Annotated in this window: 23 protein-coding genes and 1 other RNA gene; 11 read left to right on the top strand and 13 right to left on the bottom strand. The window is 64.3% G+C overall.

The annotated features are described in order from the left end of the window. Positions 1-7: 7 nt before the first annotated feature. The 3 genes from PQR02_RS14415 to surE are packed head-to-tail and all read right to left on the bottom strand — an operon-like array spanning position 8 to position 2801. Positions 8-943, bottom strand: coding sequence for a peptidoglycan DD-metalloendopeptidase family protein (locus tag PQR02_RS14415; RefSeq protein ID WP_408231520.1), 936 nt, complete (start codon positions 941-943; stop codon positions 8-10). Positions 944-948: 5 nt separating this feature from the next. After that, on the bottom strand, positions 949-2046 hold the full coding sequence (locus PQR02_RS14410; protein WP_408231517.1) for a protein-L-isoaspartate(D-aspartate) O-methyltransferase: 1098 nt from the start codon (positions 2044-2046) through the stop codon (positions 949-951). Beyond that, positions 2043-2801, bottom strand: coding sequence for a 5'/3'-nucleotidase SurE (surE, locus tag PQR02_RS14405; RefSeq protein ID WP_408231514.1), 759 nt, complete (start codon positions 2799-2801; stop codon positions 2043-2045). The genes PQR02_RS14410 and surE overlap by 4 nt, the downstream gene beginning before the upstream one ends. Positions 2802-3121: 320 nt before the next feature. Between surE and PQR02_RS14400 the strand changes: the two genes are divergently transcribed. Next, positions 3122-4096: an NADPH:quinone oxidoreductase family protein gene (locus PQR02_RS14400; RefSeq protein WP_408231511.1), complete on the top strand. Its 975-nt coding sequence runs from the start codon at positions 3122-3124 to the stop codon at positions 4094-4096. 118 nt (positions 4097-4214) lie between these two features. Here PQR02_RS14400 and PQR02_RS14395 read toward each other — a convergent pair whose 3' ends face one another. The 8 genes from PQR02_RS14395 to ffs all read right to left on the bottom strand — a co-directional run bounded on the left by PQR02_RS14395 (position 4215) and on the right by ffs (position 12647). After that, positions 4215-5039: an ABC transporter permease gene (locus tag PQR02_RS14395; RefSeq protein WP_408231508.1), complete on the bottom strand. Its 825-nt coding sequence runs from the start codon at positions 5037-5039 to the stop codon at positions 4215-4217. Between the two features lie 34 nt (positions 5040-5073). Then, positions 5074-5886, bottom strand: a complete 813-nt coding sequence (locus tag PQR02_RS14390) for an ABC transporter ATP-binding protein (RefSeq protein ID WP_408231505.1) — start codon at positions 5884-5886, stop codon at positions 5074-5076. Positions 5887-6016: 130 nt separating this feature from the next. Next, complete coding sequence (locus tag PQR02_RS14385) at positions 6017-7054, bottom strand: ABC transporter substrate-binding protein (RefSeq protein ID WP_408231502.1); 1038 nt, start codon at positions 7052-7054, stop codon at positions 6017-6019. A 103-nt stretch (positions 7055-7157) separates the two neighbouring features. After that, complete coding sequence (locus tag PQR02_RS14380) at positions 7158-8399, bottom strand: CaiB/BaiF CoA transferase family protein (RefSeq protein WP_408231499.1); 1242 nt, start codon at positions 8397-8399, stop codon at positions 7158-7160. A 93-nt stretch (positions 8400-8492) separates the two neighbouring features. Next, complete coding sequence (recR, locus tag PQR02_RS14375; protein WP_408231496.1) at positions 8493-9089, bottom strand: recombination mediator RecR; 597 nt, start codon at positions 9087-9089, stop codon at positions 8493-8495. A 258-nt stretch (positions 9090-9347) separates the two neighbouring features. Further along, positions 9348-9674: a YbaB/EbfC family nucleoid-associated protein gene (locus tag PQR02_RS14370; protein WP_006048866.1), complete on the bottom strand. Its 327-nt coding sequence runs from the start codon at positions 9672-9674 to the stop codon at positions 9348-9350. 67 nt (positions 9675-9741) lie between these two features. Beyond that, positions 9742-12309, bottom strand: a complete 2568-nt coding sequence (locus PQR02_RS14365; protein WP_408231492.1) for a DNA polymerase III subunit gamma/tau — start codon at positions 12307-12309, stop codon at positions 9742-9744. A 239-nt stretch (positions 12310-12548) separates the two neighbouring features. Continuing rightward, an RNA gene (gene ffs, locus PQR02_RS14360) (signal recognition particle sRNA small type) lies at positions 12549-12647 on the bottom strand. A gap of 463 nt (positions 12648-13110) precedes the next feature. On the opposite strand from ffs, the gene trxA reads away from it, so the two are divergent. The 8 genes from trxA (at position 13111) to PQR02_RS14320 (ending at position 22097) form a co-directional block, all read left to right on the top strand. Beyond that, on the top strand, positions 13111-13437 hold the full coding sequence (trxA, locus tag PQR02_RS14355; protein WP_006048864.1) for a thioredoxin TrxA: 327 nt from the start codon (positions 13111-13113) through the stop codon (positions 13435-13437). A 237-nt stretch (positions 13438-13674) separates the two neighbouring features. Continuing rightward, entirely contained in the window at positions 13675-14943 is a 1269-nt protein-coding gene (rho, locus tag PQR02_RS14350) for a transcription termination factor Rho (RefSeq protein ID WP_006048863.1), read from the top strand. 182 nt (positions 14944-15125) lie between these two features. Continuing rightward, complete coding sequence (locus tag PQR02_RS14345; RefSeq protein ID WP_408231489.1) at positions 15126-15680, top strand: MerR family transcriptional regulator; 555 nt, start codon at positions 15126-15128, stop codon at positions 15678-15680. After that, on the top strand, positions 15677-17233 hold the full coding sequence (locus PQR02_RS14340; RefSeq protein WP_408231486.1) for an MFS transporter: 1557 nt from the start codon (positions 15677-15679) through the stop codon (positions 17231-17233). Before PQR02_RS14345 ends, PQR02_RS14340 begins: the two co-directional genes overlap by 4 nt. Before the next feature lie 13 nt (positions 17234-17246). Continuing rightward, entirely contained in the window at positions 17247-18080 is an 834-nt protein-coding gene (locus PQR02_RS14335) for a M90 family metallopeptidase (protein ID WP_408231483.1), read from the top strand. A 263-nt stretch (positions 18081-18343) separates the two neighbouring features. Beyond that, positions 18344-18610 (top strand): type B 50S ribosomal protein L31, encoded by a 267-nt coding sequence (locus PQR02_RS14330; protein WP_149673157.1) that lies wholly within the window; start codon positions 18344-18346, stop codon positions 18608-18610. 347 nt (positions 18611-18957) lie between these two features. Beyond that, positions 18958-20715, top strand: coding sequence for an ArnT family glycosyltransferase (locus tag PQR02_RS14325; protein WP_408231480.1), 1758 nt, complete (start codon positions 18958-18960; stop codon positions 20713-20715). Between the two features lie 2 nt (positions 20716-20717). Then, positions 20718-22097 (top strand): MATE family efflux transporter, encoded by a 1380-nt coding sequence (locus tag PQR02_RS14320; RefSeq protein WP_408231477.1) that lies wholly within the window; start codon positions 20718-20720, stop codon positions 22095-22097. A 260-nt stretch (positions 22098-22357) separates the two neighbouring features. On the opposite strand, the gene PQR02_RS14315 is transcribed toward PQR02_RS14320, so the two are convergent. Together PQR02_RS14315 and PQR02_RS14310 are read right to left on the bottom strand one after the other, a co-directional pair. After that, entirely contained in the window at positions 22358-22804 is a 447-nt protein-coding gene (locus PQR02_RS14315; RefSeq protein ID WP_408231474.1) for a carboxymuconolactone decarboxylase family protein, read from the bottom strand. After that, positions 22756-23253, bottom strand: a complete 498-nt coding sequence (locus tag PQR02_RS14310) for a MerR family transcriptional regulator (RefSeq protein ID WP_408231471.1) — start codon at positions 23251-23253, stop codon at positions 22756-22758. Before PQR02_RS14310 ends, PQR02_RS14315 begins: the two co-directional genes overlap by 49 nt. Before the next feature lie 301 nt (positions 23254-23554). Between PQR02_RS14310 and PQR02_RS14305 the strand changes: the two genes are divergently transcribed. Both PQR02_RS14305 and PQR02_RS14300 read left to right on the top strand, forming a co-directional pair. Beyond that, entirely contained in the window at positions 23555-24142 is a 588-nt protein-coding gene (locus PQR02_RS14305) for a ComEA family DNA-binding protein (RefSeq protein ID WP_408231468.1), read from the top strand. 90 nt (positions 24143-24232) lie between these two features. Beyond that, entirely contained in the window at positions 24233-24772 is a 540-nt protein-coding gene (locus PQR02_RS14300; RefSeq protein ID WP_408231465.1) for a YidB family protein, read from the top strand. The last annotated feature ends 145 nt before the right edge of the window (positions 24773-24917 follow it).

The raw sequence follows: 24917 nt of genomic DNA, 5'->3' as shown, positions 1-24917 counted from the left end.
GTATCGCTTATTGCGGCGGCAAGTACTTCAGTGGGTCGACAGGTTTACCCTGACGGCGAACTTCGAAATGCAACATCACACGGTCGGAATCGCTATTGCCCATCTCGGCGATCTTCTGCCCCTTCGTTACCGCGTCTCCCTCTTTTACCATCAAAGAGCGGTTGTGTGCATACGCGGTGAGATAAGTTGCATCATGCTTGATGATAATGAGATTGCCGTAACCACGCAGCCCATTTCCGGCATAGACCACGCGGCCATCCGCGGAAGCCTTCACGGGATCGCCCGCGGTGCCGCCAATGTTGACACCTTTGTTGGTCGAATCGTTAAACGTGCCGAGGAGCGGTCCGCGCACCGGCCATCCGAATGCGACATTGCCCGAGGCGCCGGTGCCCGAGTCGCTCGCGGCGCCCGCAGGGGCCGGCGGGGTCAACGCTGCATTGTTCGCGGCCGAGCCGTACAACGGCGGCGCCGCCACGCCGGCAGCGGCGCCCGCGGACGGCGACGTGCTGCCGAGCGGCGCGCTTTGCACCGCCCCGCCGCCGCCGATCGGCGCGGTCGACACGCCCGGTGTCAGCGCCGCCGTATTCGCACCTGGTGGCACCACGCGCAGCAACTGGTCGACTTCGATCTGATTCGGGTTGGTGAGATTATTCCACGCCGAAATATCGCGATAGTTCTGGCCGTTCTCCAATGCGATCCGATACAGCGTGTCGCCCGGCTTCACGCGATAGTAGCCCGGCGGCGGCGGCCCGAGCGGCACAGGCGGCTGCGCAGCTTGCGTACTGAGCGGGCTGCCGCCGGAACGATCGACGACGGGCGCCTGATCGAGCCGGGATGCACAAGCCGTCATCAACAGGGACAAGGCGAGCACGCACACGCTACGCTGGGTTACGGTCATTGGGAAATTCAGGCTGGTTCTCTGCATCGCGCGCAACATACTCATCGGTATCAAATCACTCCGGATTTTAAGGGTACAAAGAAAACGCGATCAAGCCGCGACTCGCGCCACTGCGCGGGCCCGAGGCGCTCGACCAGCGTGAGCACCTGGTTCTGGCCGTCCTGCGAGCCGACCGGCGCGACCAGACGGCCGCCGATCGCGAGTTGTTCAAGTAAAGCCTGCGGCACGTCGAGCCCCGCCGCGGCGATCAGGATCGCGTCGAAGGGCGCTGCGGACGGCAGGCCGAGTCGTCCGTCGCCATAGTGCAGCCGGATATTCGGAATGCGCAGCGGCCGCAGATTCGTCTTCGCGCGTTCGGACAACGGCTTGATGCGTTCGATCGAATAGACCTCGCGCGCGACCTGGCTCAGCACCGCCGCCTGATAACCGCAGCCGGTGCCGATTTCGAGCACGTTGCCGAGCGCGCGGCCGGCCGCCGCCAGCTCGATCATCCGCGCGACCACCGAGGGCTTGGAGATCGTCTGGTGATGGCCGATCGGCAACGCCGCATCTTCGTAGGCCTGGGCCGCGAGACCCGGGTCGACGAACATGTGGCGCGGCACCGCCGACATCGCGTTCAACACGCGCTGATCGGTCACGCCGTTCGCACGCAGGCGTTCGACCATCCGTTCGCGAACCCGTTCCGAAGTCAGCGCCAGCGCGCCGCTCAACGCGACGTTCGGCGCGGCCGCGCGTTCGTTGGAACGGGCGGCGGATCGGGCGGATGAGGTTGATTGCGATGCGCCGCGCGCGGCCGCGCCCGATACGGATGTCGACAGCTTGGGCTGTGCTTTGGCCGACTGCAACTGCGCCTGCGGCTTCGCTTGCGACTGCGACGGCGCGGCCTGCGGCTTCGGCGGCGTAATGGATTGCGGCTTCGGCTGCGGCTTCGCCTGCACCACGGTCTGCGGGTTGCCCGGCGCTCTGGACTGCGACTTGCCCCCGGCGCCGCCCGGCGCATACTTGGCCGGCTGTTGACGCGCGTTGAGTGCGGCGCTCGCGGCGAGCGCCGCCGCGCGCACTTCGCCCGGACGCCCTTCGGGGCGGCGCGGTTCGCGCACCAGGTCCTCGAGGCCGAGCGGAAAGCGCTTGGCGCGCTCGCTGGTCATGAAGCGCCGCTGCCGGCGCGCACCCAGTCGCGCGCTGCGGGCAGCATTTGCGTGTGGGTCAGGTCGAGCTGCAGCGGCGTGATCGACACGTGCCCGCTGGCGACCGCGTGGAAGTCCGTGCCTTCGCTCGCGTCGCGCGCGCTGCCCGACGGACCGATCCAGTAGATCGGCTCGCCGCGCGGGTTGGTCTGGCGGATCACCGGCTGCGACGGATGCCGCTTGCCGAGACGCGTGATCAGCCAGCCGCCGAGTTGCTCGTACGGCAGGTTCGGAATATTGACATTCAGCAATGGATGGCCGGGCAGCGGCTGCTCGAGATAATGCTTGACGATTTCCGCTGCGACCCGCACCGCGTCTTCGAGATGCGCCCAATCCTTGTCGACCAGTGAAAACGCGATGGCGGGCACGTTGAACATGATGCCTTCGGTGGCGGCCGCGACGGTGCCCGAATAGAGCGTGTCTTCGCCCATGTTCTGACCGTTGTTGATGCCCGACACCACCAGGTCCGGTGTATGGTCGAGCATGCCGGTCAGCGCGATGTGCACCGAGTCGGTGGGCGTGCCGTTCACGTAGTAGAAGCCGTTGGCCGAGCGCAGAACCGAGAGCGGCCGCGACAGCGTCAGGGAATTCGACGCACCGCTGCAATTCTGTTCGGGGGCCATCACGGTGACGTCCGCGATCGGCTTGAGCGCTTCGTAAAGCGCGGCAAGGCCTGGCGCCAGATAACCGTCGTCATTGCTGAGTAGGATTCGCATGCGGCGATTGTAACCGAGGAAAGATGGCACGCGAACGACACGGCGGCCCCGCGCGCGCAGCGTCTGAAAGAGAACGCGCGAGGTGCGTGGTGAAGCGGCGCGGGCCACTTGACGTTGCCGTGTTGTATCGGTGCTGCGGGACTGTCGTGCGGTTCTCGCGCGGCTGTTGCGTGTAGCAACACAGGTGTCGAAAGGTCCCAGGAAGGTGCCAGGAAGGTGTCAAAGACGGGCCGAAATGTGCCGCACAAAAGAAACGCACGACCGTGCGAATTACTCTACACTCCGAAATGCCTGCGAACCCTGATCGATATGGAGACACGATGCGCGCGATTCGCTGTAATCAATATGGGCCGCCCGAAAGTCTGGTCGTTGAAAACCTGCCGGAGCTCGAAGCGCCGCCCGGCCACGTGGTGATCGACGTCAAAGCCGCGGCCGTCAACTTCCCCGACGTGCTGATCATCGAAAACAAATACCAGTTCAAGCCGCCGTTGCCTTTCACGCCCGGCTCGGAAGTCGCGGGCGTCGTGCGCGCGGTCGGCGCCGGCGTCACGCAATTCAAGCCAGGCTCGCGCGTGGTCGCGTTCACGGGTTCGGGCGGCTTCGCCGAACAGGCGCTGGCGCCGGCCGCGGCCTGCGTGCCGCTCGCCGACGGCGTCGAGTTCGAACTGGCCGCGGCATTCACACTCGCGTATGGGACCTCGCATCACGCGGTGGTCGATCGCGGCGCATTGCAGGCCGGCGAGACGATGCTGGTGCTGGGCGCGGCCGGCGGCGTCGGACTGGCCGCGGTCGAGATCGGCAAGGCGTTAGGCGCGCGCGTGATCGCGGCGGCATCGAGCGACGCGAAGCTCGCCACCTGCGTCGCGCATGGCGCGGACGCCATCATCAACTACAGCACGGAAGATCTGCGCGAGCGCATCAAGGCGCTCACCGACGGCAAAGGTCCGGACGTCATTTACGATCCCGTCGGCGGCGTGTATGCGGAGCCGGCGTTTCGCAGCATCGGCTGGCGCGGGCGTTATCTGGTGGTCGGTTTCGCGTACGGCGAAATTCCGAAGTTGCCGCTCAATCTGACGCTGCTCAAAGGCGCGAGTGTGGTCGGCGTATTCTGGGGCGATTTCGCGAAACGCGAGCCGCAGCGCAATCACGCCGCGTTCCAGCAGATGACTGACTGGATCGGTGAAGGCAAGCTCAAGCCGTACGTGTCCGCGCGCTATTCACTCGAGGACACTGGCCGCGCATTGCGCGATATGGCCGAGCGTCGTGTGATCGGGAAGGTGGTGATTACGCCCTAGTCGTGGTGTGCCTGATCGATGCTCGTTGAACGCTCGGTCAGTCGTTCAGCAAAAGCAAAAAGCAAAAACGGCATGCGGTGTGCAAAACCCCATGCCGTTTTTTTTATCGAGCGCGCGCCTACAGCTTCTCGGTGTCGCCCGTCTTCGGCTGCCATTTCATGAGGCGCCGCTCGCCCATGCCGACCACCGCATCGAGCACCAGCGCGAACGCGGTCAACACCAGAATCCCGGCGAACACGGTGTTGATATCGAAGGTGCCCTCGGCTTGCAGAATCAGATAGCCGACGCCGCGCGCCGAGCCGAGATACTCCCCCACCACCGAGCCGACGAATGCCAGCCCCACCGACGTATGCAAGCTGGAAAACACCCAGCTCATCGCGCTCGGCAAATAGACGAAGCGCAGCAGTTGCTTGCGGTTCGCGCCGAGCATCCGCGCGTTTGCGAGCACGACGGGGCTGACTTCCTTCACGCCCTGGTAGACGTTGAAGAACACGATGAAGAACACCAGCGTCACGCCCAACGCCACTTTGGACCAGATCCCCAGCCCGAACCACACGCCGAAGATCGGCGCGAGAATCACACGCGGCATCGAGTTGGCCGCTTTCACGTACGGATCGAACAACGCGCTCGCGAGCGGCGCGAGCGCGAGCCACAGCCCGACACCGAGCCCGAGCGCCGTGCCCAGCACGAACGCAAGCACGGTTTCGACCAGCGTGATCCACAGATGCAGATAGATCTCGCCGCCGGTGAACCACTCCCAGATCCGCTGCAGCACCTTCTGCGGCTCGCCGAAGAAAAACGCGGCCTTGTTCGGATCGTCGAAATAGAACGCCGGCAGCAGCGTCGGACTGGTCAGCACGTACCAGAGCACGAAGCACAGCACCAGCAGCAGCCACTGCCAGATCACCAGATTCGCCCGCCTCGGGCGTAACGTCTTCCACATGACTCGGTTTGCCTTGACGATTGGATCGACGCGGTTAAACCGCGTTCAGTTGCTGCTGGTAGCCCTTGAGCACTTCATCGCGCAGCACGCTCCAGATCTGCGCATGCAACTCGACGAAGCGCGGATGCGCGCGAATTTCAGCGACGTCGCGCGGACGCGGCAAGTCGATGGTGAATTCGCCGATCGGATGCGTGCCCGGCCCCGCCGACAACACCACCACCCGATCAGACATCGCGATGGCTTCGTCGAGATCGTGCGTGATGAACAGCACCGCTTTGCGTTTGGCGGCCCACAGGTCGAGCAATTCGTTTTCCATCAGCTGACGCGTCTGGATATCCAACGCGGAAAACGGCTCGTCCATCAGGATGATGTCGGGGTCGAGAATCAGCGTCTGCGCCATCGCGACGCGCTTGCGCATGCCGCCCGACAGCTGATGCGGATAACGGTCGCCGAACCCGCCGAGGCCGACGCGCTTTAACCACTCGTCGGCTTTGACGCGCGCTTGCGCAGGCGGCACGCCGTGAAACGCGAGGCCGGCCATCACGTTGTCGATGGCCGAGCGCCACGGCATCAACGCGTCGGCCTGGAACATGTAGCCGGCGCGCCGGTTGATGCCGTCGAGCGGCTCGCCGAACACGCTGACCGTGCCCGACGACGGCGCCAGCAAGCCCGCACCGATGTTCAGCAGCGTGGATTTACCGCAGCCGGTCGGGCCGACCACCGAGACGAACTCGCCGGGTGCGATGCGCAGCGTGGTGTCCTTGACCGCGGTGTAGCGCTGCGCGCGGTTGTCGCGCGCGGCGAACGTGCAGGTGATGTTTTCGAGCGCCAGAGCGGCAACGGTCATCGTTCGGTTCGCTTCTTCGAAGATCGGTTTTGACAGGTGGAATTGGTGTGGCGGTCGCACGTGAGGCACACGCAGCGGTGTCGCGTTTGCGCTTGACGTCCGCGCTGTGCACGTGCGCTTGACGCCCGCTTCACGCCTTCACAGTGGCCAGCGCTTTCTTCACGAAGTCGTTGGTCCACGCCTTCGACAGATCGATTGGCTTGCCCTGCACATTCGGGTCGAAAGCCTGCAACGTCTTCAGCGACGTCGCGGGGCCATCCGCGGGCATCAGGCCATCGGGCGACATCGCTTCCTTCACGTGCTGCCACGCATCCAGATACACCGCGCGGTCGCCGAGCAGATAGCCTTCCGGCACCGTGTTGATCAGTTCGCTGCCGGTCGATGCCTGCAGCCACTTGAGCGCGCGCACCATCGCGTTGGTCAGCGCCTGGGTGGTGTTCGGATTCTTCGTGATGAAGCTTTGCGACGCATAGAGGCACCCTGCCGGCATGTCGCCGCCGAACACGCTGCGCGTATCGGCGAGCGTGCGCGTGTCCGACACGACGCGGATCTCGCCCGCGCGTTCGAGCTTGGTCATCACCGGGTCGAGATTGGCGATCGCGTCGATCTGCCCGGACTGCAGCGCGGCGATCGCACCCGCACCCGCGCCCACGCCGATGAACGCAACGTCTTTCGCGCTCAGCCCGGCCTTCGCGAGCACGAAGCTCGCCATGATCGAGGTCGACGAACCCGGCGCGGTCACGCCGATCTTCTTGCCCTTCAGATCGGCGATCGACTTGTAGTTCGGCATGGTCTTCTTCGACACCGCCAGCACGATCTGCGGCGCGCGCCCTTGCAGCACGAATTCGCGGAACATCTGCTTCTGCGCCTGCAACAGCAGCGTGTGCTCGAACGCGCCGGAGACCACATCCGCGCTGCCGCCGACCGCCGCCTTCAACGCCTGCGAGCCGCCGGCGAAATCCGAAATCTCGACTTCGAGCCCTTCGTCCTTGAAGTAGTTGCGACGCTCGGCGATCGTGAGCGGCAGGTAATAAAACAGGTTCTTGCCGCCAACCGCGATCGACACCTTGTTGGTTTCAGGTTTGCCCTGCGCAAAAGCGAGCGGCGGGGCCACGAGCGTGGCGCCCGCGAGCGCGGCGCTACCGGCAAGAAAGGTTCTGCGTTGCATGGTCTGTTGTCTCCAAACTTTGTTGTCCGACCTTTTTCGGCTTGTTTTGCAGCTGTTTTATCGCTGCTCTGCTTTTTACCGAGGCGCTCGTGGGCGCCGCGCTTCACACGATCTGTTGCGCGTGCAACCTTGCGATGTGCTCAGCATCATAACCTAGCGATTGCAGGACTTCATCGGTATGTTCACCCAGTTCGGGACCGAGCCAGCGCGTCTCGCCCGGCGTCGCCGAGAGCTTCGGCGTGACCGCCGGCAGCGTGATTTCCTGGCCGTCCTGCCACTTGAAGCGCTGAATCATCTGGCGCGCGAGGAACTGCGGATCGGTGAACATGTCGGCCACGCTGTAGATGCGGCCAACCGGCACGTCGGCCGCATTCAGCACCGCGAGTGCTTCGTCGATGGTGCGCGTGGCGAGCCACGCGGCAATCGCGCCGTCGATTTCCTGCGTGCGCGGCACACGTCCGTCGTTATGCGCGAGCCCCGGATCGTTGGCGAGATCGTCACGTTCGATCGCCACCATCAGGCGCTTGAAGATCGGATCGCTATTGCCGCCGATCACGATGCTGCCGTCGCGGCACGGATACGTATTCGACGGCACGATGCCCGGCAGCGACGCGCCGGTGCGCTCGCGCACCATGCCGTACACGCCGTACTCGGGCACCACGCTTTCCATCATGTTGAAGACGGCCTCGTACAGCGCGACGTCGACGACCTGCCCCTTGCCGCCGTTCACCTGCTTGTGATGCAGCGCCATCAGCGCGCCGATCACGCCGTGTAGCGCGGCGATCGAATCGCCGATCGAAATGCCGATGCGCGGCGGCGGCAAATCCGGGTAGCCGGTGATATGCCGCAAGCCGCCCATCGATTCGGCGATCGCGCCGAAGCCGGGCCGGTCGCGATACGGGCCGCTCTGGCCGTAGCCGGACAGACGCACCATCACGAGGCCGGGGTTTTCGGCGGCCAGCACGTCGTAACCGAGCCCGAGTTTTTCCAGCAAACCCGGCCGGAAATTTTCGACGACGATATCCGCTTCTTTCGCGAGACGCCGCACGATTTCCTTGCCCTCTTCGGCTTTCAGATTGATCGTGACGGACTTCTTGTTGCGCGCCTGCACGGCCCACCACAGCGACGTGCCGCCGACTTCCGGATACAGCTTGCGCCATTTACGCAGCGGGTCGCCGCCTTTCGGGTCTTCGATCTTGATCACGTCGGCGCCGAACTCGCCGAGAAAACGCGCGGCGAACGGGCCGGCGATCAGCGTGCCGAGCTCCAGCACCTTGACGCCGGCGAGCGGGCCCGGTTGTCCATGCGGCGCGGCGCTCGCGTCTGATTCAGGGGTTGCGCTCATGGGTCTCCTTTTTTCTGGTCTTGAGGTGGGCGGTCGTGACGCGGCGGGCGCGGATGCGCGCGGCGCTCGGGTCAGCCGCCTGCTGGCGCCGCGCTACATCGAACGGCGGTCGAGCATCGCGCGGGCGATCGTGCCGGCGTCGACATATTCGAGTTCGCCGCCCACCGGCACGCCGCGCGCGAGACGCGTGACGGCAAGACCGCGCGCCTTGAGCGTCTGCCCGAGGTAATGCGCGGTGGCCTCGCCTTCGTTGGTGAAATTGGTCGCGAGCACGACTTCCTTGACGACGCCATCCGACGCGCGCCTGACCAGCCGGTCGAAATGGATCTCCTTCGGGCCGATGCCGTCGAGCGGACTCAGCCGCCCCATCAACACGAAATAGAGGCCGCGATAGGTCATGGTCTGTTCGAGCATGATCTGGTCGGCAGGCGTTTCGACGACGCATAGCAGCGTCGGATCGCGCTCGTCATCGAGGCAGACTTCGCAGATCTGCGCCTCGGTAAAGGTGTTGCATTTCTCGCAGTGCTGCAGATGCTCGGTCGCGAACAGCAACGAGCGGCCGAGCTTCTCGGCGCCCTCGCGGTCGTGCTGCATCAGGTGATACGCCATGCGTTGCGCGGACTTCGGCCCGACACCGGGCAGCGCGCGCAGCGCTTCGACGAGCGCCGACAAGGCGGAAGGTTGTTTCATGCGGATCGGCGTCGAAGTGTGTAGTGTCCGTGCAGGCGGGTGGCGATGCAGAGGATTCGGTCAGGCAAATGCCGGCGCGGCTGCGGCGCGGATACCTGCGCCGCTGGGCCGTTCGAGCCGGGGCGAACCGGCACGAACTGGCGCGAAGGGGAATGCGCGTGCAGGTGGCGCGTTGCGTTCGAGCCGCGCATTCCATTCCCGAGTCCAGCTGGCGCGTTCGGGCTCGCGCCGCGGCGCTCGCCCGCCTCGCTGCGGGATTCAGAACGGCAGCTTGAAGCCCGGCGGCAGCGGCAGGCCCGAGGTCATGCCACCCATCTTTTCCTGGGCGGTGGCTTCGGCCTTGCGCACGGCGTCGTTGAACGCGGCGGCGACGAGGTCTTCCAGCATGTCCTTGTCGTCGGCGAGCAGGCTCGGGTCGATCGACACCCGGCGCACGTCGTTCTTGCAGGTCATCGTCACCTTCACGAGACCGGCGCCCGACTGCCCCTCGACTTCGATCTGCGCGAGTTGCTCCTGCATCTTCTTCATGTTTTCCTGCATCTGCTGAGCCTGCTTCATCAGCCCGGCGAGTTGGCCTTTCATCATGGACATGCTCCTTCTTGATAGCGTGAAATCTGGAAATCGGGCGCGCTACAGCGGATAACGCGGCGAATCAGTGGACCGACGACGCGCCGTTCGAGGCGGCGTCCGGGGTAATCGGGCGAATCGAGCCGGGCACGATGCTCGCGCCGAACTCGCGAATCAGCGACTGCACGAACGGATCGGCGCCGATCTCGCGCTCCGCTTCCTGCTGACGCTGCGCGCGCAGCGCGGCGTCGTGCGCTGCGGCGGTGCGGCGCGCCGCACCGACTTCGACCAGCACGTCGACACTCTGGCCGAGCCTTTCGGCGAGCGCGCTCTTCAGTTTAGCGACCTGCGACGCTTCCGCGTACTGCGGCACCGGCACGTTCAGCTTGAGCGTGTTGCCTTCGAGCGCCATCAGTTCGCTGTTGAACGCGAGCTGATAGGAAATGCCCTTGAGCGGCAAATCGACGGCGAGCGCCGGCCAGTCGCCCTTGAAGCCGAGCGGATCGAGCGGCACGGCGGGCGGCAGCGGGCGCGAGTCGACCACCGGCGCCGCTGCGGCGGCAGCCGTGGCCGTGGCATTCACGCGGACATCGTCCGGGCCGCGGTCGAATACGGGCACGTAGTCGTCGTCCGGCGGCCCGAAATAGCCGTCGTCCGATGCCGGGATCGGCATGTAGTCGTCGGGCGGCATGTCGTCCCATGGCGGAACCGACGAGCCGCCCTGCTCCGCGCTGTTACGCTCAGACGGCGATGACGCCGCACGAGCGGCCGGCGCGGCATCCTGTTGCGGCGCGCGGCGCGGCGCACCGGGCGTCGGCACCGGAACGGCCACGCGCGGCGCGGCGGCGGGTTTCGGCGTTACCGGCGCGGCAGGCTTCGCAGCCGCTGCTGAGCCGGCGCGGCCACGATCCGAGGAGACCTTCAGGCCAGCGCTGCGCAACACGTCGAGCGCGGCGCTTGCGCCGCCTGCGCGGCGCGGCGCGGTTCCGGCAGCGGATGGCGGCTCCGGCTGCGAGGCCGCCGCCTGTTCCGGGCGCGCAAGCGCCGCGGTGGCGGGCGCGGTGAGAGATGACGCGGGTGCCGCGGCATCGGCAGCGGGTTCTGCTGGGGTATCGCTGACGCGCGCGCTGTTGGGACCGGTGTTCGCGGCGACAGCGTTCGAAACGGCGTCGGCGGGCGCGTCGTCCCACGGAGCCAACGCAGGCGGGACGCTCGCCGCCATCGCGGGCGCCGACTTCACTGCATCGGCGGCCGGAATCGACTCGACGACGTTGGACGCTTCGGCAGCAGACGATGGCGATGCTGCCGTATCAACCGAAGGCGCTAGCGCGCCCATTGTATCGGCAGTTCGCTGCGCAGCGGACGGTGCGGCTGCAGCACCCTTGTTCGCCAACGCATCGCTACCCTGCGCTTCGCGTGCGCTCGCCGTCCCAACGGCAGCCGTCACGGTCGAGCCCGACAAGGCCCGCAGCGCCGCCACAGTCGGTGCACCCGTGCGCTTCGCACCCGCCGCCCCCGTCTGACCAGCAGCACGCACCCCACCCGCCGCGTCGCTGCCGCCGCCGGTCGGCGCCGGTTCGAACGCCAGCATCCGCAGCAGCGTCATGGTGAAGCCGGCGTATTCATCCGGCGCGAGACCCAGTTCGCTTCGGCCGATCGTCGCGATCTGGTAGAACAACTGCACCTGCTCCGCGCTCAGCGTTTCGGCAAAGCGGCGCAGATCGCCCGCTTCCGGCCACTCGTCCAGCACCGACGAAGGTGCGAACTGCGCCCACGCAATCCGGTGCAGCAAACTCGCCAGATCCTGCAAGGCCGTCGAAAAGGACAGGCTGCGCAGCGCCATCTCGTCGGCGACCGCCAGCACAGCGGCGCCGTCGCCGTCCGCGAGCGCGTCGAGCAGACGGATCAGATAGCTCTGATCGAGTGCGCCGAGCATCCCGCGCACCGCCTCTTCATTGACCTGATTGGCCGAATAGGCGATGGCCTGATCGGTCAGCGACAGCGCGTCGCGCATCGAGCCGTCGGCTGCGCGCGCGAGCAGGCGCAGCGCCTGGGCGTCGTACGGCACCCGCTCTTCGCCCAGGATGTGCTCGAGATGCGACACGATATGACCAGCGGGCATCTGCTTCAGATTGAACTGCAGACAGCGCGAGAGCACCGTAACCGGAATCTTCTGCGGGTCGGTGGTGGCGAGAATGAACTTGACGTGCGACGGCGGCTCTTCCAGCGTCTTCAGCATCGCGTTGAACGCATGGTTGGTGAGCATATGCACTTCGTCGATCATGTAGACCTTGAAGCGCGCGTCGACCGGCGCATACACAGCGCGCTCCAGCAGCGTCGCCATTTCGTCGACGCCGCGATTGCTCGCCGCGTCCATCTCGACGTAATCGACGAAGCGCCCTTCGTCGATTTCACGGCACGCACGGCACACGCCGCACGGCGTGGAGGTCACGCCGGTCTCGCAATTGAGCGCCTTGGCAAAGATGCGCGACAGCGTGGTTTTGCCGACGCCGCGCGTGCCGGTAAACAGATAGGCATGATGCAGACGGCCACCGTCGAGCGCGTGCGTGAGCGCGCGCACCACGTGCTCCTGTCCGACGAGCGAAGCGAAATCCTTCGGTCGCCATTTGCGTGCGAGAACTTGATAGGTCATCCGGAAATTGTATCAGTAACGATGCCGCGCAAAACCGAATCGAAACGATGCGCGAGACGGTGTCACCGCTTCATTGAAAGAGGCTAACGGACCGATAGAAAAAAATGGACGAAGCGCGCGAAATACAACCGCCACACGATGGTATGCAACGCAGCAAGGCAACGCTAAGGGTAAAACCCGAGTCGAGAAATATTGCGGAAGAACCCGCGGAGACAAACACAAGAACGGCAGAAAAGGGAGGTGACGAGCCTGACCCTCGGCACTGGTGGAAAACGGCTGTGGCTGCTTCGTTCCCGACCTGACCAGGTTGACCATCCCTCCATGCGAGGAGGCCCGTCACGAAACATTCTATCACCGCTTGGCCAATCGCGCGACTGTTAATACGAGCAAACGGACATCGACGCGCCGAATCAGGCTCTTCCCATCCTATAGACGGAACCTCGCTTGCTGGCTGACGAGGCACTTGAGTTCGCGCAGCCGGCCACCAGATAAGCTGCATCGCAGTGATTGAGGTGATTGGAACGCGCTTGGAACGTCGTAGCTTTTCACCGGCAGCCGTTGGCCCCACTGCCCCCTGATTGGTACTATCGCCCCCGGCAACGCATAGCGAATTAAGCTAAACTGCCATTCGGATGACCCGCATGCGCGAGGCTTGCGCACCTTCCAGGATAAAACATCAACTTTTCCGGAATGTGTCGGCAAGAGTCCTAGTGCGGCAAAGCGAACGGAAGTTTCCTTAGGTTTTGACGTATCGTGGCGAGCAATTCAGGCGGGCCTCGAACCGATAGAGGTATTCATACAATGAGCGAACAAATCAAGCATATTAGCGACGCATCGTTCGAACAGGACGTCGTGAAATCCGACAAACCCGTGCTGCTCGATTTCTGGGCCGAATGGTGCGGTCCGTGCAAGATGATCGCGCCGATCCTCGACGAAGTCGCAAAGGATTACGCGGATCGTCTGCAGATCGCCAAGATCAATGTCGACGAACATCAGTCGACGCCGGTCAAGTTTGGCGTGCGTGGCATCCCCACGCTGATCCTGTTCAAGAACGGCGCTGTCGCCGCGCAGAAGGTCGGCGCGTTGTCGAAGTCGCAACTCACCGCGTTCCTCGACGGCAACCTTTGAAGCGGCGCATATCGGCTTGCCCGGAGTCCGCGAGACTCGCGAGCAGGTCGAAACGGGCGTGTTGTCAACCGGCAACACGCCCAACAAGAAAGATGCCATGCCGCCGCACTGGCGGAAATTGGCGTGTGCTATGCTAGAATCCGCAAAACGTCGAAAAGACGTGTAAGTCCTTGAGCGGTTCCGCTCACTCTCCTCCCAGATTTCATTTCGTCGCACCTTCTCCTGCGGGTTCTCCGTATGCATTTATCCGAGCTTAAGACTCTGCACGTGTCCGAATTGATCGAGATGGCCAACGGCCTCGAGATCGAAAGTGCGAACCGCCTGCGCAAGCAGGAACTGATGTTCGCCATTCTAAAAAAACGAGCCAAAACGGGCGACACGATCTTCGGCGACGGCACGCTCGAAGTGCTGCCGGACGGCTTCGGCTTCCTGCGCTCGCCGGAAACCTCGTACCTCGCCAGCACGGATGATATTTACATCAGCCCGTCGCAAATCCGCCGTTTCAATCTGCATACGGGCGACACGATCGAAGGTGAAGTGCGCACGCCGAAAGACGGCGAACGCTATTTCGCGCTGGTCAAGGTGGACAAGGTCAACGGCCAGCCGCCGGAAGCCTCGAAGCACAAGATCATGTTCGAAAACCTGACGCCGCTGCACCCGAACAAGGTGCTGCTGCTCGAGCGTGAAATGCGCGGCGAGGAAAACGTCACGGGCCGCATCATCGACATGATCGCGCCGATCGGCAAAGGCCAGCGCGGCCTGCTGGTGGCGTCGCCGAAGTCCGGCAAGACCGTGATGCTTCAGCACATCGCCCACGCGATCAAGCAGAACCATCCCGACGTCGTGCTGTTCGTCCTGCTGATCGACGAACGCCCCGAAGAAGTGACCGAAATGCAGCGTTCGGTGGCCGGCGAAGTGATCGCCTCCACGTTCGACGAACCGGCTGCGCGTCACGTGCAGGTCGCCGAAATGGTGATCGAAAAAGCCAAGCGCCTCGTCGAAATGAAGAACGACGTGGTGATTCTGCTCGACTCGATCACGCGTCTCGCGCGCGCCTACAACACCGTCGTGCCGGCCTCGGGCAAGGTCCTGACCGGCGGTGTCGACGCCAACGCGCTGCAACGTCCGAAGCGCTTCTTCGGCGCGGCGCGCAATATCGAGGAAGGCGGTTCGCTGACCATCATCGGCACCGCGCTGATCGAAACCGGTAGCCGCATGGACGACGTGATTTACGAAGAATTCAAGGGCACCGGCAACATGGAAGTGCACCTGGAGCGCCGTCTCGCCGAGAAGCGCGTTTATCCGTCGATCAACCTGAACAAGTCCGGCACGCGCCGTGAAGAACTGCTGATCAAGCCCGAAGTCCTGCAAAAGATCTGGGTGCTGCGCAAGTTCATTCACGACATGGACGAAGTCGAGTCGATGGAATTCCTGCTCGACAAGATCCGCCAGACGAAGAGCAACTCCGAGTTCTTCGACATGATGCGTCGTGGCGGCGGCAGCTGAAGCCTCACGCCAACTCAGCCGCATCAGCCGCACCGCAAAAAGCCGCTCGCCGCAAACGAGCGGTTTTTTTTCGCTCGCCCGCTTCGCTTTTCAGGTTCCTGTGGCATCACAGTCGCCCAACCTAAACGTGAACGTACACGTTGGAGTACAATGCAGCCAGTCCGTCATACCTGCCACTGCTCATGTCGAAGGACTCACCCCCGCTACTAACCGTGCGTGACGCCGCCGAACGCCTCGGTGTCACGCCGCGCACGCTCAAGTACTACGAGGAACGGGGCCTCGTCTCGCCCACGCGCAGCGAGGGCCGTTACCGGCTCTACGACGAAGAGGACCTCAAGCGCTTCGGCCGCATTTTGCGTTTGCGCTCGCTCGGCTTCTCGCTGCACGGCATCACCGAAATGCTCAAGCGTCCGCTGGAGCCCGTCGATGGCGGGCATCGCTTTTCGACCGAATCGCTGAAGCAGATTCGCGACGCCATTGCGCAGCAGGTCGAAGCGCTCGACGCGCGTATCGAAGCGATGCGCCGCGAACTCAAGGAAGCGCAGAAGTTGCGCGCCGAGCTGAGCCCCGATCTCGACTATCTCGAACGACGCCTCGCCGGCGAGAATGCCGACGCGCTGCTCGCCCAACGCCGTAGCGCGCTTGCCAAAGCGGCAAACACCGCGAGCCCGGCACAATCTCCTTCGGCAAAGCGCGCAAAAAAACCACAACCCGCCGCGCCGGACGAATCGTCATGAGCGCGGCGTCGTCCCGCGTTGCGCTGTTCAGCGTCGAAAAACTGCGCGGCGATTTTTTCCCCTGGGTATTGGCGGTCGTTACCGGCCTCGACTACTTCGACAATTCGATCTTCTCGTTTTTCACCAGCTATATCGCCGGCGGCATCAACGCGTCGCCCGATGAACTGGTGTGGGCCTCGAGCGCCTACGCGGTCGCGGCGGTGCTCGGCATCCTGCAGCAGCAATGGTGGGTCGAGCGCTTCGGCTATCGGCGCTACGTAGCCGGCTGCATGCTGCTCTATGGCGCCGGCGCGCTCGCCGCCGCGCTCTGCGAATCGTCGATCGAACTCGCCGTGGCGCGCGGCTTTCAGGGTTACTTCATCGGCCCGATGATGGGCACCTGCCGCATCCTGATCCAGATGAGTTTCACGCCGCAGCAGCGGCCGGCGGCCACGCGCGCGTTTCTCGTGCTGATCGTGCTGAGCAGCGCGCTCGCGCCTTTGATCGGCGGTCAACTGGTCGCGCATTTCGACTGGCGCGGGCTCTTCGCCTGCACCGCGCCACTGGGCGTGCTGTTCGCGTTCCTGGCCCTGCTCGCGCTACCCGACTCCGGCAATCGCCTGCCCGAAGAACGCGGGTCGGCACATTTGTGGCCCTATCTCATCTTCGCGTTCGCCCAGGGCGCGCTGCAGCTCGTGATGCAGCAGGTGCGCTTCGAGCTGTTCAGCGCGTCGCCCGGGCTGATTCTGCTGACGGTCGCCGGCCTCGTCGCGCTGGGCTGGTTCGCGTATCAGCAGTGGCATCATCCCGCGCCGCTCATGCGTCTACATGCGCTGCGCGAAAAGGTCTTCCGGGTCGGGCTCGTGCTGTATATGTTCTACTACTACATCTCGACCGTGTTCAGCTATCTGATCTCGCGCTTTCTCGAAGGCGGCCTCGGCTTTCCGGTCGAGAACACCGGGCGGCTGGTCGGCGTGACGTCGCTGATTTCCGCGAGCGCGCTGTTCGTGTATCTGCGTTATGCGAAGCTGCTGCCGCGCAAGAAGTGGATCATCGTGCCGGGCTTCGCGGTGGCGGCGTTCACTGCCGCGTGGCTGACACGTATGTCGCCGGGGGCCGGCGAAGCCGCGCTCGTCGTGCCGTTGTTGTTGCGCGGACTGCTGTTGCTGTTCATTGTGTTGCCGGTCGCCAATCTGACGTTCAGAATCTTCGCGATCGAAGAATTCACGCACGGCTACCGGCTGAAAAACATCGTTCGGCAGTTGACGATCTCGTTCGCCACGGCCTCGGTGATCATCGTCGAACAGCATCGGCAGGCATTGCATCAAACTCGCCTCGCGGAGTTCGTGAATCCGTACAATCCTGTGTTCCAGAACTCGCTCGCCGCGCTGACGCACGGCTTCGCCGCAGCAGGCCGCCCGGCATCCGAGGCGCACTCGCTGGCGCTCGTCGAAATCAGCCAGACGGTCGCGCAGCAGGCAAGCTTCCTGGCTTCGCTGGACGGCTTCTACTTTCTGATCGGCGTAGCGATTTGCGGCGGCATTTTCGCCGCATGGCAAAAACAGATCGACTAAGGTTCATCAGGCGATGCTTTCGAAACTCACTCAATGGCTGGGCGCGCGCCGCCGCGACCGCGCGCTGCGCGACTACGCGATCGACGACGCGCTATGGCAAGCCACGCTCGAGGGCCTGCCGTTTCTCGCGCACCTCGATGCGCCGGACCTCGCGCGGCTGCGGGAGCTGACCAGCCTGTTCATCGCGCAAAAGGAATTTTCGACCGCCCACGAGCTCGAGCTGACCGACGCGATGACCGTGGCGATCGCCGCGCAGGCGTGTTTGCCGGTGCTGAATCTGAGTCTCGATCTGTACCGCGGCTGGGTCGGGGTGATCGTCTATCCGGGCGAATTCGTGATCCGCAAGACCGTCGAGGACGAGGACGGCGTGGTGCACGAGGTCGAGCACGATGCGAGCGGTGAAGCGTGGGAAGGCGGGCCGGTGGTGCTGTCGTGGGAAGACGCGCAGATGACGGACGGCACGGAGGCGTACAACGTCGTGATTCACGAATTCGCGCACAAGATCGACATGCTGAACGGCGAGGCGGACGGACATCCGCCGCTGATGCGCCGCTGGCATGCGCCGCTCGACTCGCAGGCGTGGGCCGGCGTGTTCGACTCCGCGTACGACCAGTTCTGCGCCCGCGTCGACGCGGTGCCGGAGCGTCGGTGGGCGCGGTTCGAGCGTGAGTCGCTGATCGACCCGTACGCGGCGGACCATCCGGCGGAATTTTTTGCCGTGTGCAGCGAAGCGCTATTCGTGACGCCGCAGGCCTTTGAAGCGGCATATCCGGAGCTTTACCGGCTGCTCGCGCGCTATTACCGGCAGGACCCGGCGCGCGTCGGAGTGACGTTCGCGCCCACCTGACAGCGCGCTTCTCCCGCCGTCATGCCTCGGGCCGGCTGGACAAGGCCCGAAGCCGAGAATCCGCGCACGCTGCGCTGGCCGGCACCGGCGCCACTGAAACTCCCCTGTCAGGGCTCCCAAAAAGCTGGCAGAAAAGTCGTCAAACGACTGATTTTCTGGCATAATCGCCGTTTTTCGACCAGAGGCAAGTGGCTCGCGCCTAGATGCGGTCTGCACTTTGCGGCTGCACGCGGGTTGGCTACCGCCAGATTAAAGGAAAGACCATGAAAGAAGGCATTCACCCGGATTACCGCGAAGTCCTGTTCATCGACATGTCGAACGACTTCAAGTTTGTGACGCGCTCGACCATCCAGACGCGTGAAACCGCCGAATTCAACGGCAAGACCTACCCGCTCGCCAAGATCGAAGTGTCGTCGGAATCGCATCCGTTCTACACCGGCCAGCAAAAGATCATGGACACGGCAGGCCGCGTCGAAAAGTTCAACAAGAAGTTCGGCGCACGCGCTACCGGCAAGGCAGCAGCGAAGTAATACCCGCCTCGTCGCTGGCTTTGGCCGGCGGCGAAGCAGCAAAAAAGGGCAGCGCGAGCTGCCCTTTTTTTGTCACCTGCGCTGTCGGCTTGTTTGCGGCCTTGCGGGTTGACTAGTTCGCGGCCTCATGTACCGGCTAAAGATCGCCGATGCCGTGCTCATGGCACCCGCCGCAGCTGCGCTCGCAATGCGCGTGTTACAGGCTTCACAACGACGTTGCGGACCGTTACCAGCCGTGACGCGCAACGCACGGCACGACTACAATGCCGGATGCTCCAGATGGGCCATCCCGGCCGGACACGTCGTCCGGTCATGGCCGCACCGCTTATCCAATTTCCACACACCGCATGAGACCTGTCGTTCGCCTCACTGCCTCTGCGACCAGTGCGCTGCCGCGCTGGCTGCTGCTGACCATCTGTATCGTCTACGCATCGTTCGGGCTGTTCGGCCGCGATCCGTGGAAGAACGAGGACGCAGCCGGCTTCGGCGTCATGTGGACCATGGCGAACGGCGGCGCCCACGACTGGCTGTTGCCGAATCTGGTCGGCAAATACCTGACCGAGGACGGTCCACTCGGCTATTGGCTCGGCGCCAGCGCGATCCGCGCGCTCGCGCCGTGGGTCGATGCGAGCAACGCGTCGCGCGTGTTCACCGGCCTGCTGTTTTGCGTGGGCTGCGCGTTCGTCTGGTATGCGGCCTACCTGCTCGGCCGGCGGGCCGAGGTTCAGCCGTTCAAGTACGCATTCGGCGGCGAACCGGAGCCGCGCGACTACGGCCGCACACTCGCCGACGGCGCGCTGCTGATTCTGCTCGCCTGCTTCGGCCTTGCCGAACGCGGTCACGAAACCACGCCGCAACTGGCGCAGTTCGTCGGCATCGCGATGCTGGTGTACGGGCTCGTGCGGATGCTCGACAAGCCGATTCAAGGCGCGCTGATCTGGGGCCTCGCGCTCGGCCTCGTCACGCTCGCGAGCAGCCCGGTGCTGGTCTGCGCGCTGCTGATCGGCACCTTGGCGATGTCGCTGATCGTGCGCGAAGGGCGTTCCCGCTGGCTGCTGCTCGCCGGTCTGCCGGTCGCGCTCGTGGTGTCGGTGTCGTGGCCGATCGCCGCGCTCGCCGCCTTTCCCGAGGACGCCGTCTGGTACCTGAATCAATGGGTGCATGTGAGCCTGAGTTCGTTTGCCGGACCGCCGGGCTCGGTCGCCGCCTATGCGCTGAAGAACCTGCCGCTTTTCACGTGGCCGGCATGGCCGCTCGCGCTGTGGTCATGGTTCAGCTGGAAAGGTCTGCGGCGCGCGCCGCACGTGGCGATTCCGCTTTCGGTGATCGGACCGCTGCTGGCGCTGGTGGTCCTGCAGAGCCATCAGTCGAACCGGCTCTATATGCTGTTGCTGCCGCCGCTCGCGGTGCTCGCCACCTTTGCGCTGCCCACCCTCAAACGCGGCGCGATCAACGCGATCGACTGGTTCGCGCTGCTAAGCTTCACGATTCTCGGCAGCTTCGTCTGGCTGGTGTACGTGGCGGGCCTGACCGGCTTCCCGCATCCGCTCGCGCGCAACCTCGCGCGGCTCGCGCCGGGCTTCGCGCCGCAGTTCAAGATTCTGTCGTTCGTCTGCGCGGTCGCCGTGACCGTGTGCTGGTTCGTGCTGGTGCGCTGGCGTCTCGCGCGTCATCCGAAAGTGTTGTGGCGCAGCGTGGTGCTCTCGAGCGCCGGCACGACGCTGATGTGGGTGCTGCTGATGACGCTGTGGCTGCCCGTCGTCAACTACAGCCGGACCTACAAGGACGTCGCGCAACAGATCGCAAGCCATCTGCCGGACGACTACACCTGCATTTCGCCGGTGCGCCTCGGCAATGCGCAGATCGCCACGTTCACTTATTTCGGCGACATGCACTTCTCGTTCGACCAGGACTGCGACGTCATCCTGCGGCAGGACTCGACGGAGTACGGCGACCCGAGCGCGATGCCCGACTACATCTGGAAACTGGTGTGGGAAGGCCGCCGCGTGGCCGACCGCGACGAACACTTCCGTCTGTACGTGCGGATCGACCGGCCGAAGCCGCCCGTCGTCACACGCCGCAACTGGCACAAGAAGCTCAACTGACCATGTTCGCCGACGTACGGAAAATCGCCGCGCTGGCGTGGCCCGTATTGATCGGCCAGCTGGCGATCATCGCCTTCGGCGTGATCGACACGGCGATGGTCGGCCGATATTCTGCGGTCGATCTGGCCGCGCTCGGCCTCGGTTCGTCGATCTATATCTCCGTCTATATCGGCCTGACCGGCATTCTAACCGCACTGCAGCCGATCGCCGCGCAGCTCTACGGCGCGCGCCACTACGCCGAGATCGGCGAGGAGGTGCGGCAGTCGCTGTGGCTCACGCTCGTGCTGACCGTGATCGGCTTCCTGATTCTGTTTTTCCCCGGACCCGTGCTACATCTTGCGCGCGTGCCCGACGCGCTGCATGAACGCACGGTAGCGTATCTGCGGATTCTGGCCTTCGGCCTGCCTGCCGGCCTCGCGTTTCGCGTCTATAGTTCGGTCACCAATTCGGTCGGCAAACCGCGGCTCGTGATGATCCTGCAGATCGGCGCGCTGCTGCTCAAGGTTCCCCTCAACACGTGGTTCATCTTCGGCGGATTGGGCGTGCCGGCGCTCGGCGGTCCGGGGTGCGCGCTTGCCAGTACCTCGATCAACTGGGCTCTGGCGGTGCTCGGTATGGTGCTGCTGACGCGCGTCGACGTCTTCAGGCCGTTCGCGATCTTCGCGCATTTCTGCTGGCCGGTATGGCGCCGCCAGGCCGCGCAGTTGCGGCTCGGCATTCCGATGGGCCTGTCGTATCTGATCGAAGTCACGTCCTATACGTTCATGGCGCTGTTCATCGCGCGCTTCGGCACGACGACCCTCGCCGGACATCAGATCGCCGGCAACATCGGCGCGGTGCTGTACATGACGCCGCTGTCGATCGGTATCGCTTCTTCGACACTGGTCGCGCAGGCGCTCGGCGCGCATCGTCCGGAGGCGGCGCGTACGCTGTCGCGTCACGGCATCTTGATGGCGGTCGCGATCGCCTGCTGTTATGGCGCGATCGTGCTGGTGCTGCGGCCGTACATCATCGAAGGCTATACGCCGAATGCGCAGGTCGTGGCGGCGGCGATGCCGCTGGTGCTGATCGTCGTGGGCTATCACCTGTTCGACGCGTTGCAGATCACCACCGCGTTCGTGCTGCGCGCGTATAGGGTGGCGGTCGTGCCGACCGTCATCTATGCGGTGGCGCTGTGGGGCGTCGGACTGGGCGGCGGCTATCTGCTCGGCTTCGATGTGAGCGGCCTCACGCCTCAATGGCTGACCGGCGCGCGCGGCTTCTGGGTCGCGAATACCGCGAGTCTGGCGATTGCCGGACTTGGTCTGCTGATGTACTGGCGGTTGGTGAGCAAGCGGTATTTGCGCGGCGGTGCGGCGGTGTCGGTGGATTCGGCGGGGTGAGGGTCGGCAGGTTAGGGCTGGCGGTCGGCCCGCTTGGCCGCTACTTGCCGGACTGCCGGACTGCCTGGCTGACTTCCTGATTGGCCATGGTGTTGGCTTGCCTGACCACAATAATTTGGCATTGCCCCGTTCCTGCCAAACAGCTTACTGGGTGTCACCACGCACGCCCCTTCGTGGTGTCCCTCAATGATAGACTGTTAGTTGCATTGAAGCGGGAGGAAAAAGCGGCGCCACAAGGCCGCCGCGTTGCCACACGACCATCAACCTACGAGCGCCTCCTCCGCCACCTCGCCTGCCCTGTCCCGCTGCGCCATCTGCGCCGCCCGATCGTGCCGCCCAAACATCTCTCGCGCGGCGAACAGCGCATTCAGGGCCGCCGGAAAACCCGCATACAGCGCCATCTGCATGAACACCTCGACGATCTCCTCGCGCGTGCAGCCGACATTCAACGCTGCCTCGATATGCACCTTCAACTGGGGTTGCGCGCAGCCCAGCGTCGCGAGCGACGCAATGGTGGCGATTTCGCGCGCGCGCAGATCGAGCTGCGGCCGGCTGTAAATATCGCCGAAGCCAAATTCGATCAGCAATCGGCCGAAATCCGGCGCGATTGGCGCGAGCGCGGTGATCACCTGTTCGCCGGCCGAGCCGTCGATCTCCTTCAGTTTGTCCCAGCCTCGGGTGTAGCGATCGTTGTGTGCATAGTCCATGGTGAGTCCTTGTCCGAATGTGAATGCGTTGAGCTTGCGTCTTTCTGTCGTGCCGGATTTCCCGCGTGGGCGTTCTGCTGCGCCGCTTTTTCGTAGTACGCGATCTTGTCGACGATCACGCCGAGGTTGTTCTGCAACTCGGCGATGCGCGCCAAAACCGCATCCCGGTGCGCCATCAGCAAGTCGCGGCGCGTGCCCATCGTTGGCTGGCCTTGCGCGCGCAGCGTTGCGAAAGCCTGCATCCCGGCGATCGGCATGCCGGTCGCTTTCAGACGCATCACGAACAGCAGCCAGTCGAGATCGGCGGGCGAATACAGGCGATGCCCCGCCTGCGTGCGCCCCACCGGGCGAATCAGCCCGGCCTGTTCGTAATAGCGCAGCGTATGCGTCGAGACGCCGATCGTTTCGGCGACCTGACCGATGGTGAGTGCAGTTGGGAGATTCGACATGACGGACTCAGGTTAGGACTTCGAGTGCACTCTAAGTCAAGCACTCGTCGTTGTCATTTGTCTGCGTTGTCATTCTTTATGGCGCGCCATATGGACGGATAAACTCGCCAGAGCCTAATCGCGATGCAAAAAGGTTTAAATAGTGTCCACGTTGATTTACTTGTCACTAATCGATCGGTATAAATCGTCGGCGTTCGCAAATAAGGGCGCGTGAATTGTTCTATGCTTAACCGCTGCGCGTGCTGACAGGATGCGTCGTCCGTTCCCGGCTTACTTTTTTGCCCTCAATGGAGTGCTTGCCATGCTGAAGAAGCTTTTAATGCTTTGCGTTGCTTTGGCTTTGTCGTTGTCGGCCGGATTTGCGGCTGCCGTCGAAGTGAATTCCGCCGATCAGGCGGCGCTCGAATCGGTCAAGGGCATTGGGCCGGCGCACGCAAAGGCGATCATCGACGAACGCGCCAAGAATGGCCCCTTCAAGGATGCCGACGATCTCGCCGCCCGCGTCAAGGGCATCGGCACCAAATCGGTCACCAATCTCGAAGCGGCCGGCCTGACGATCAACGGCTCGTCGGCGCCGCCGAGCGGCGCCAAGACCGCCGCCAAGTCCAGCAGCACCGCGGGCACCAAGGGGGCGCCGGCGGCCGCGCCCGCGGCGACCACCGCGGCGCCGGCCACGACAACGAGCACGGCTGCGCCCGCCGAAGCGTCGGGCACCAAAGCGTCGAAGTCGAAGAAGAAGAGCAAGGCCGCGGCCTCCGAGGCGGCGGCGGCTTCCGCACCGGCGGCAGCGCCCGCGGCGAATGCGCCCGCCGACGCGTCCGGCGCCCAAGCTTCGAAGAAGGCGAAGAAGAGCAAGGCCGCTTCGGCCGCCGCAGCTTCTGGCGCATAAGCGGACACCTAAGCAGACGCATCAACGACGCACAACGGGGCGGGCGACGGCATCGCGGAGCTTGATCGATACACGCATGAGCCTCGCGCCATGCCCATATCGAAGCGGCCCGCCCGCCTTCCCACTACGCCGCGCAACCGCGCGGCGTTTTCACCCGCCGGCCCGTCAAGAACGTGCCGGCATTCAAGAGAGACCGTCATGAGCCTACTCGACACCATTGGTTCCATGCTTGGCAAATCGCCCGAAGGCGGCGGCCAGCAAGCGCTTGTCGCAGCCGCACTCGAATTCGTCAATAGCCAGCCGGGCGGCCTGAATGGCCTGATCGACCGCTTCAAGGAAAAGGGCCTCGGCGACGTCGTGTCGTCGTGGGTCAGCAACGGCGAGAACCAGCCGATCGCGCCCGATGCGCTGCGCAGCGTGCTCGGCTCGGAGACCGTCACGAACCTCGCGGCAAAAGCCGGCGTGCAGCCAGATCAGGTGATCGGCCTGCTGTCGCAGATCCTGCCGCACGTCGTCAATGCGGCGACGCCGGAAGGTGAAGTGCCGGCCGAGGGCAAGCTGAACGCGACCACTGTGCTCGGCGCGCTCGGCGGCCTGTCGGCGCTGTTCGGCAAGAACGGCAACGCTTAACGACGCGGGCAGCCGAATCCGGGCGGCGTCGCGGACACGAAAAAAAGCGGTAACGAAGACACCTTCGTTACCGCTTTTCCGTTGCCGCTTATTATCGCCGGCGGGAAAGCAGCTCGACTACCGCCGCTTTGCGCCGCCGAACACG

Source organism: Paraburkholderia sediminicola (assembly GCF_046026895.1).
GTDB classification, from domain to species: Bacteria; Pseudomonadota; Gammaproteobacteria; order Burkholderiales; family Burkholderiaceae; genus Paraburkholderia; species Paraburkholderia sediminicola_C.
The sequence above is the reverse complement of the archived record's forward strand: the minus strand, read 5'-3'. Positions and strand labels throughout refer to the sequence as shown.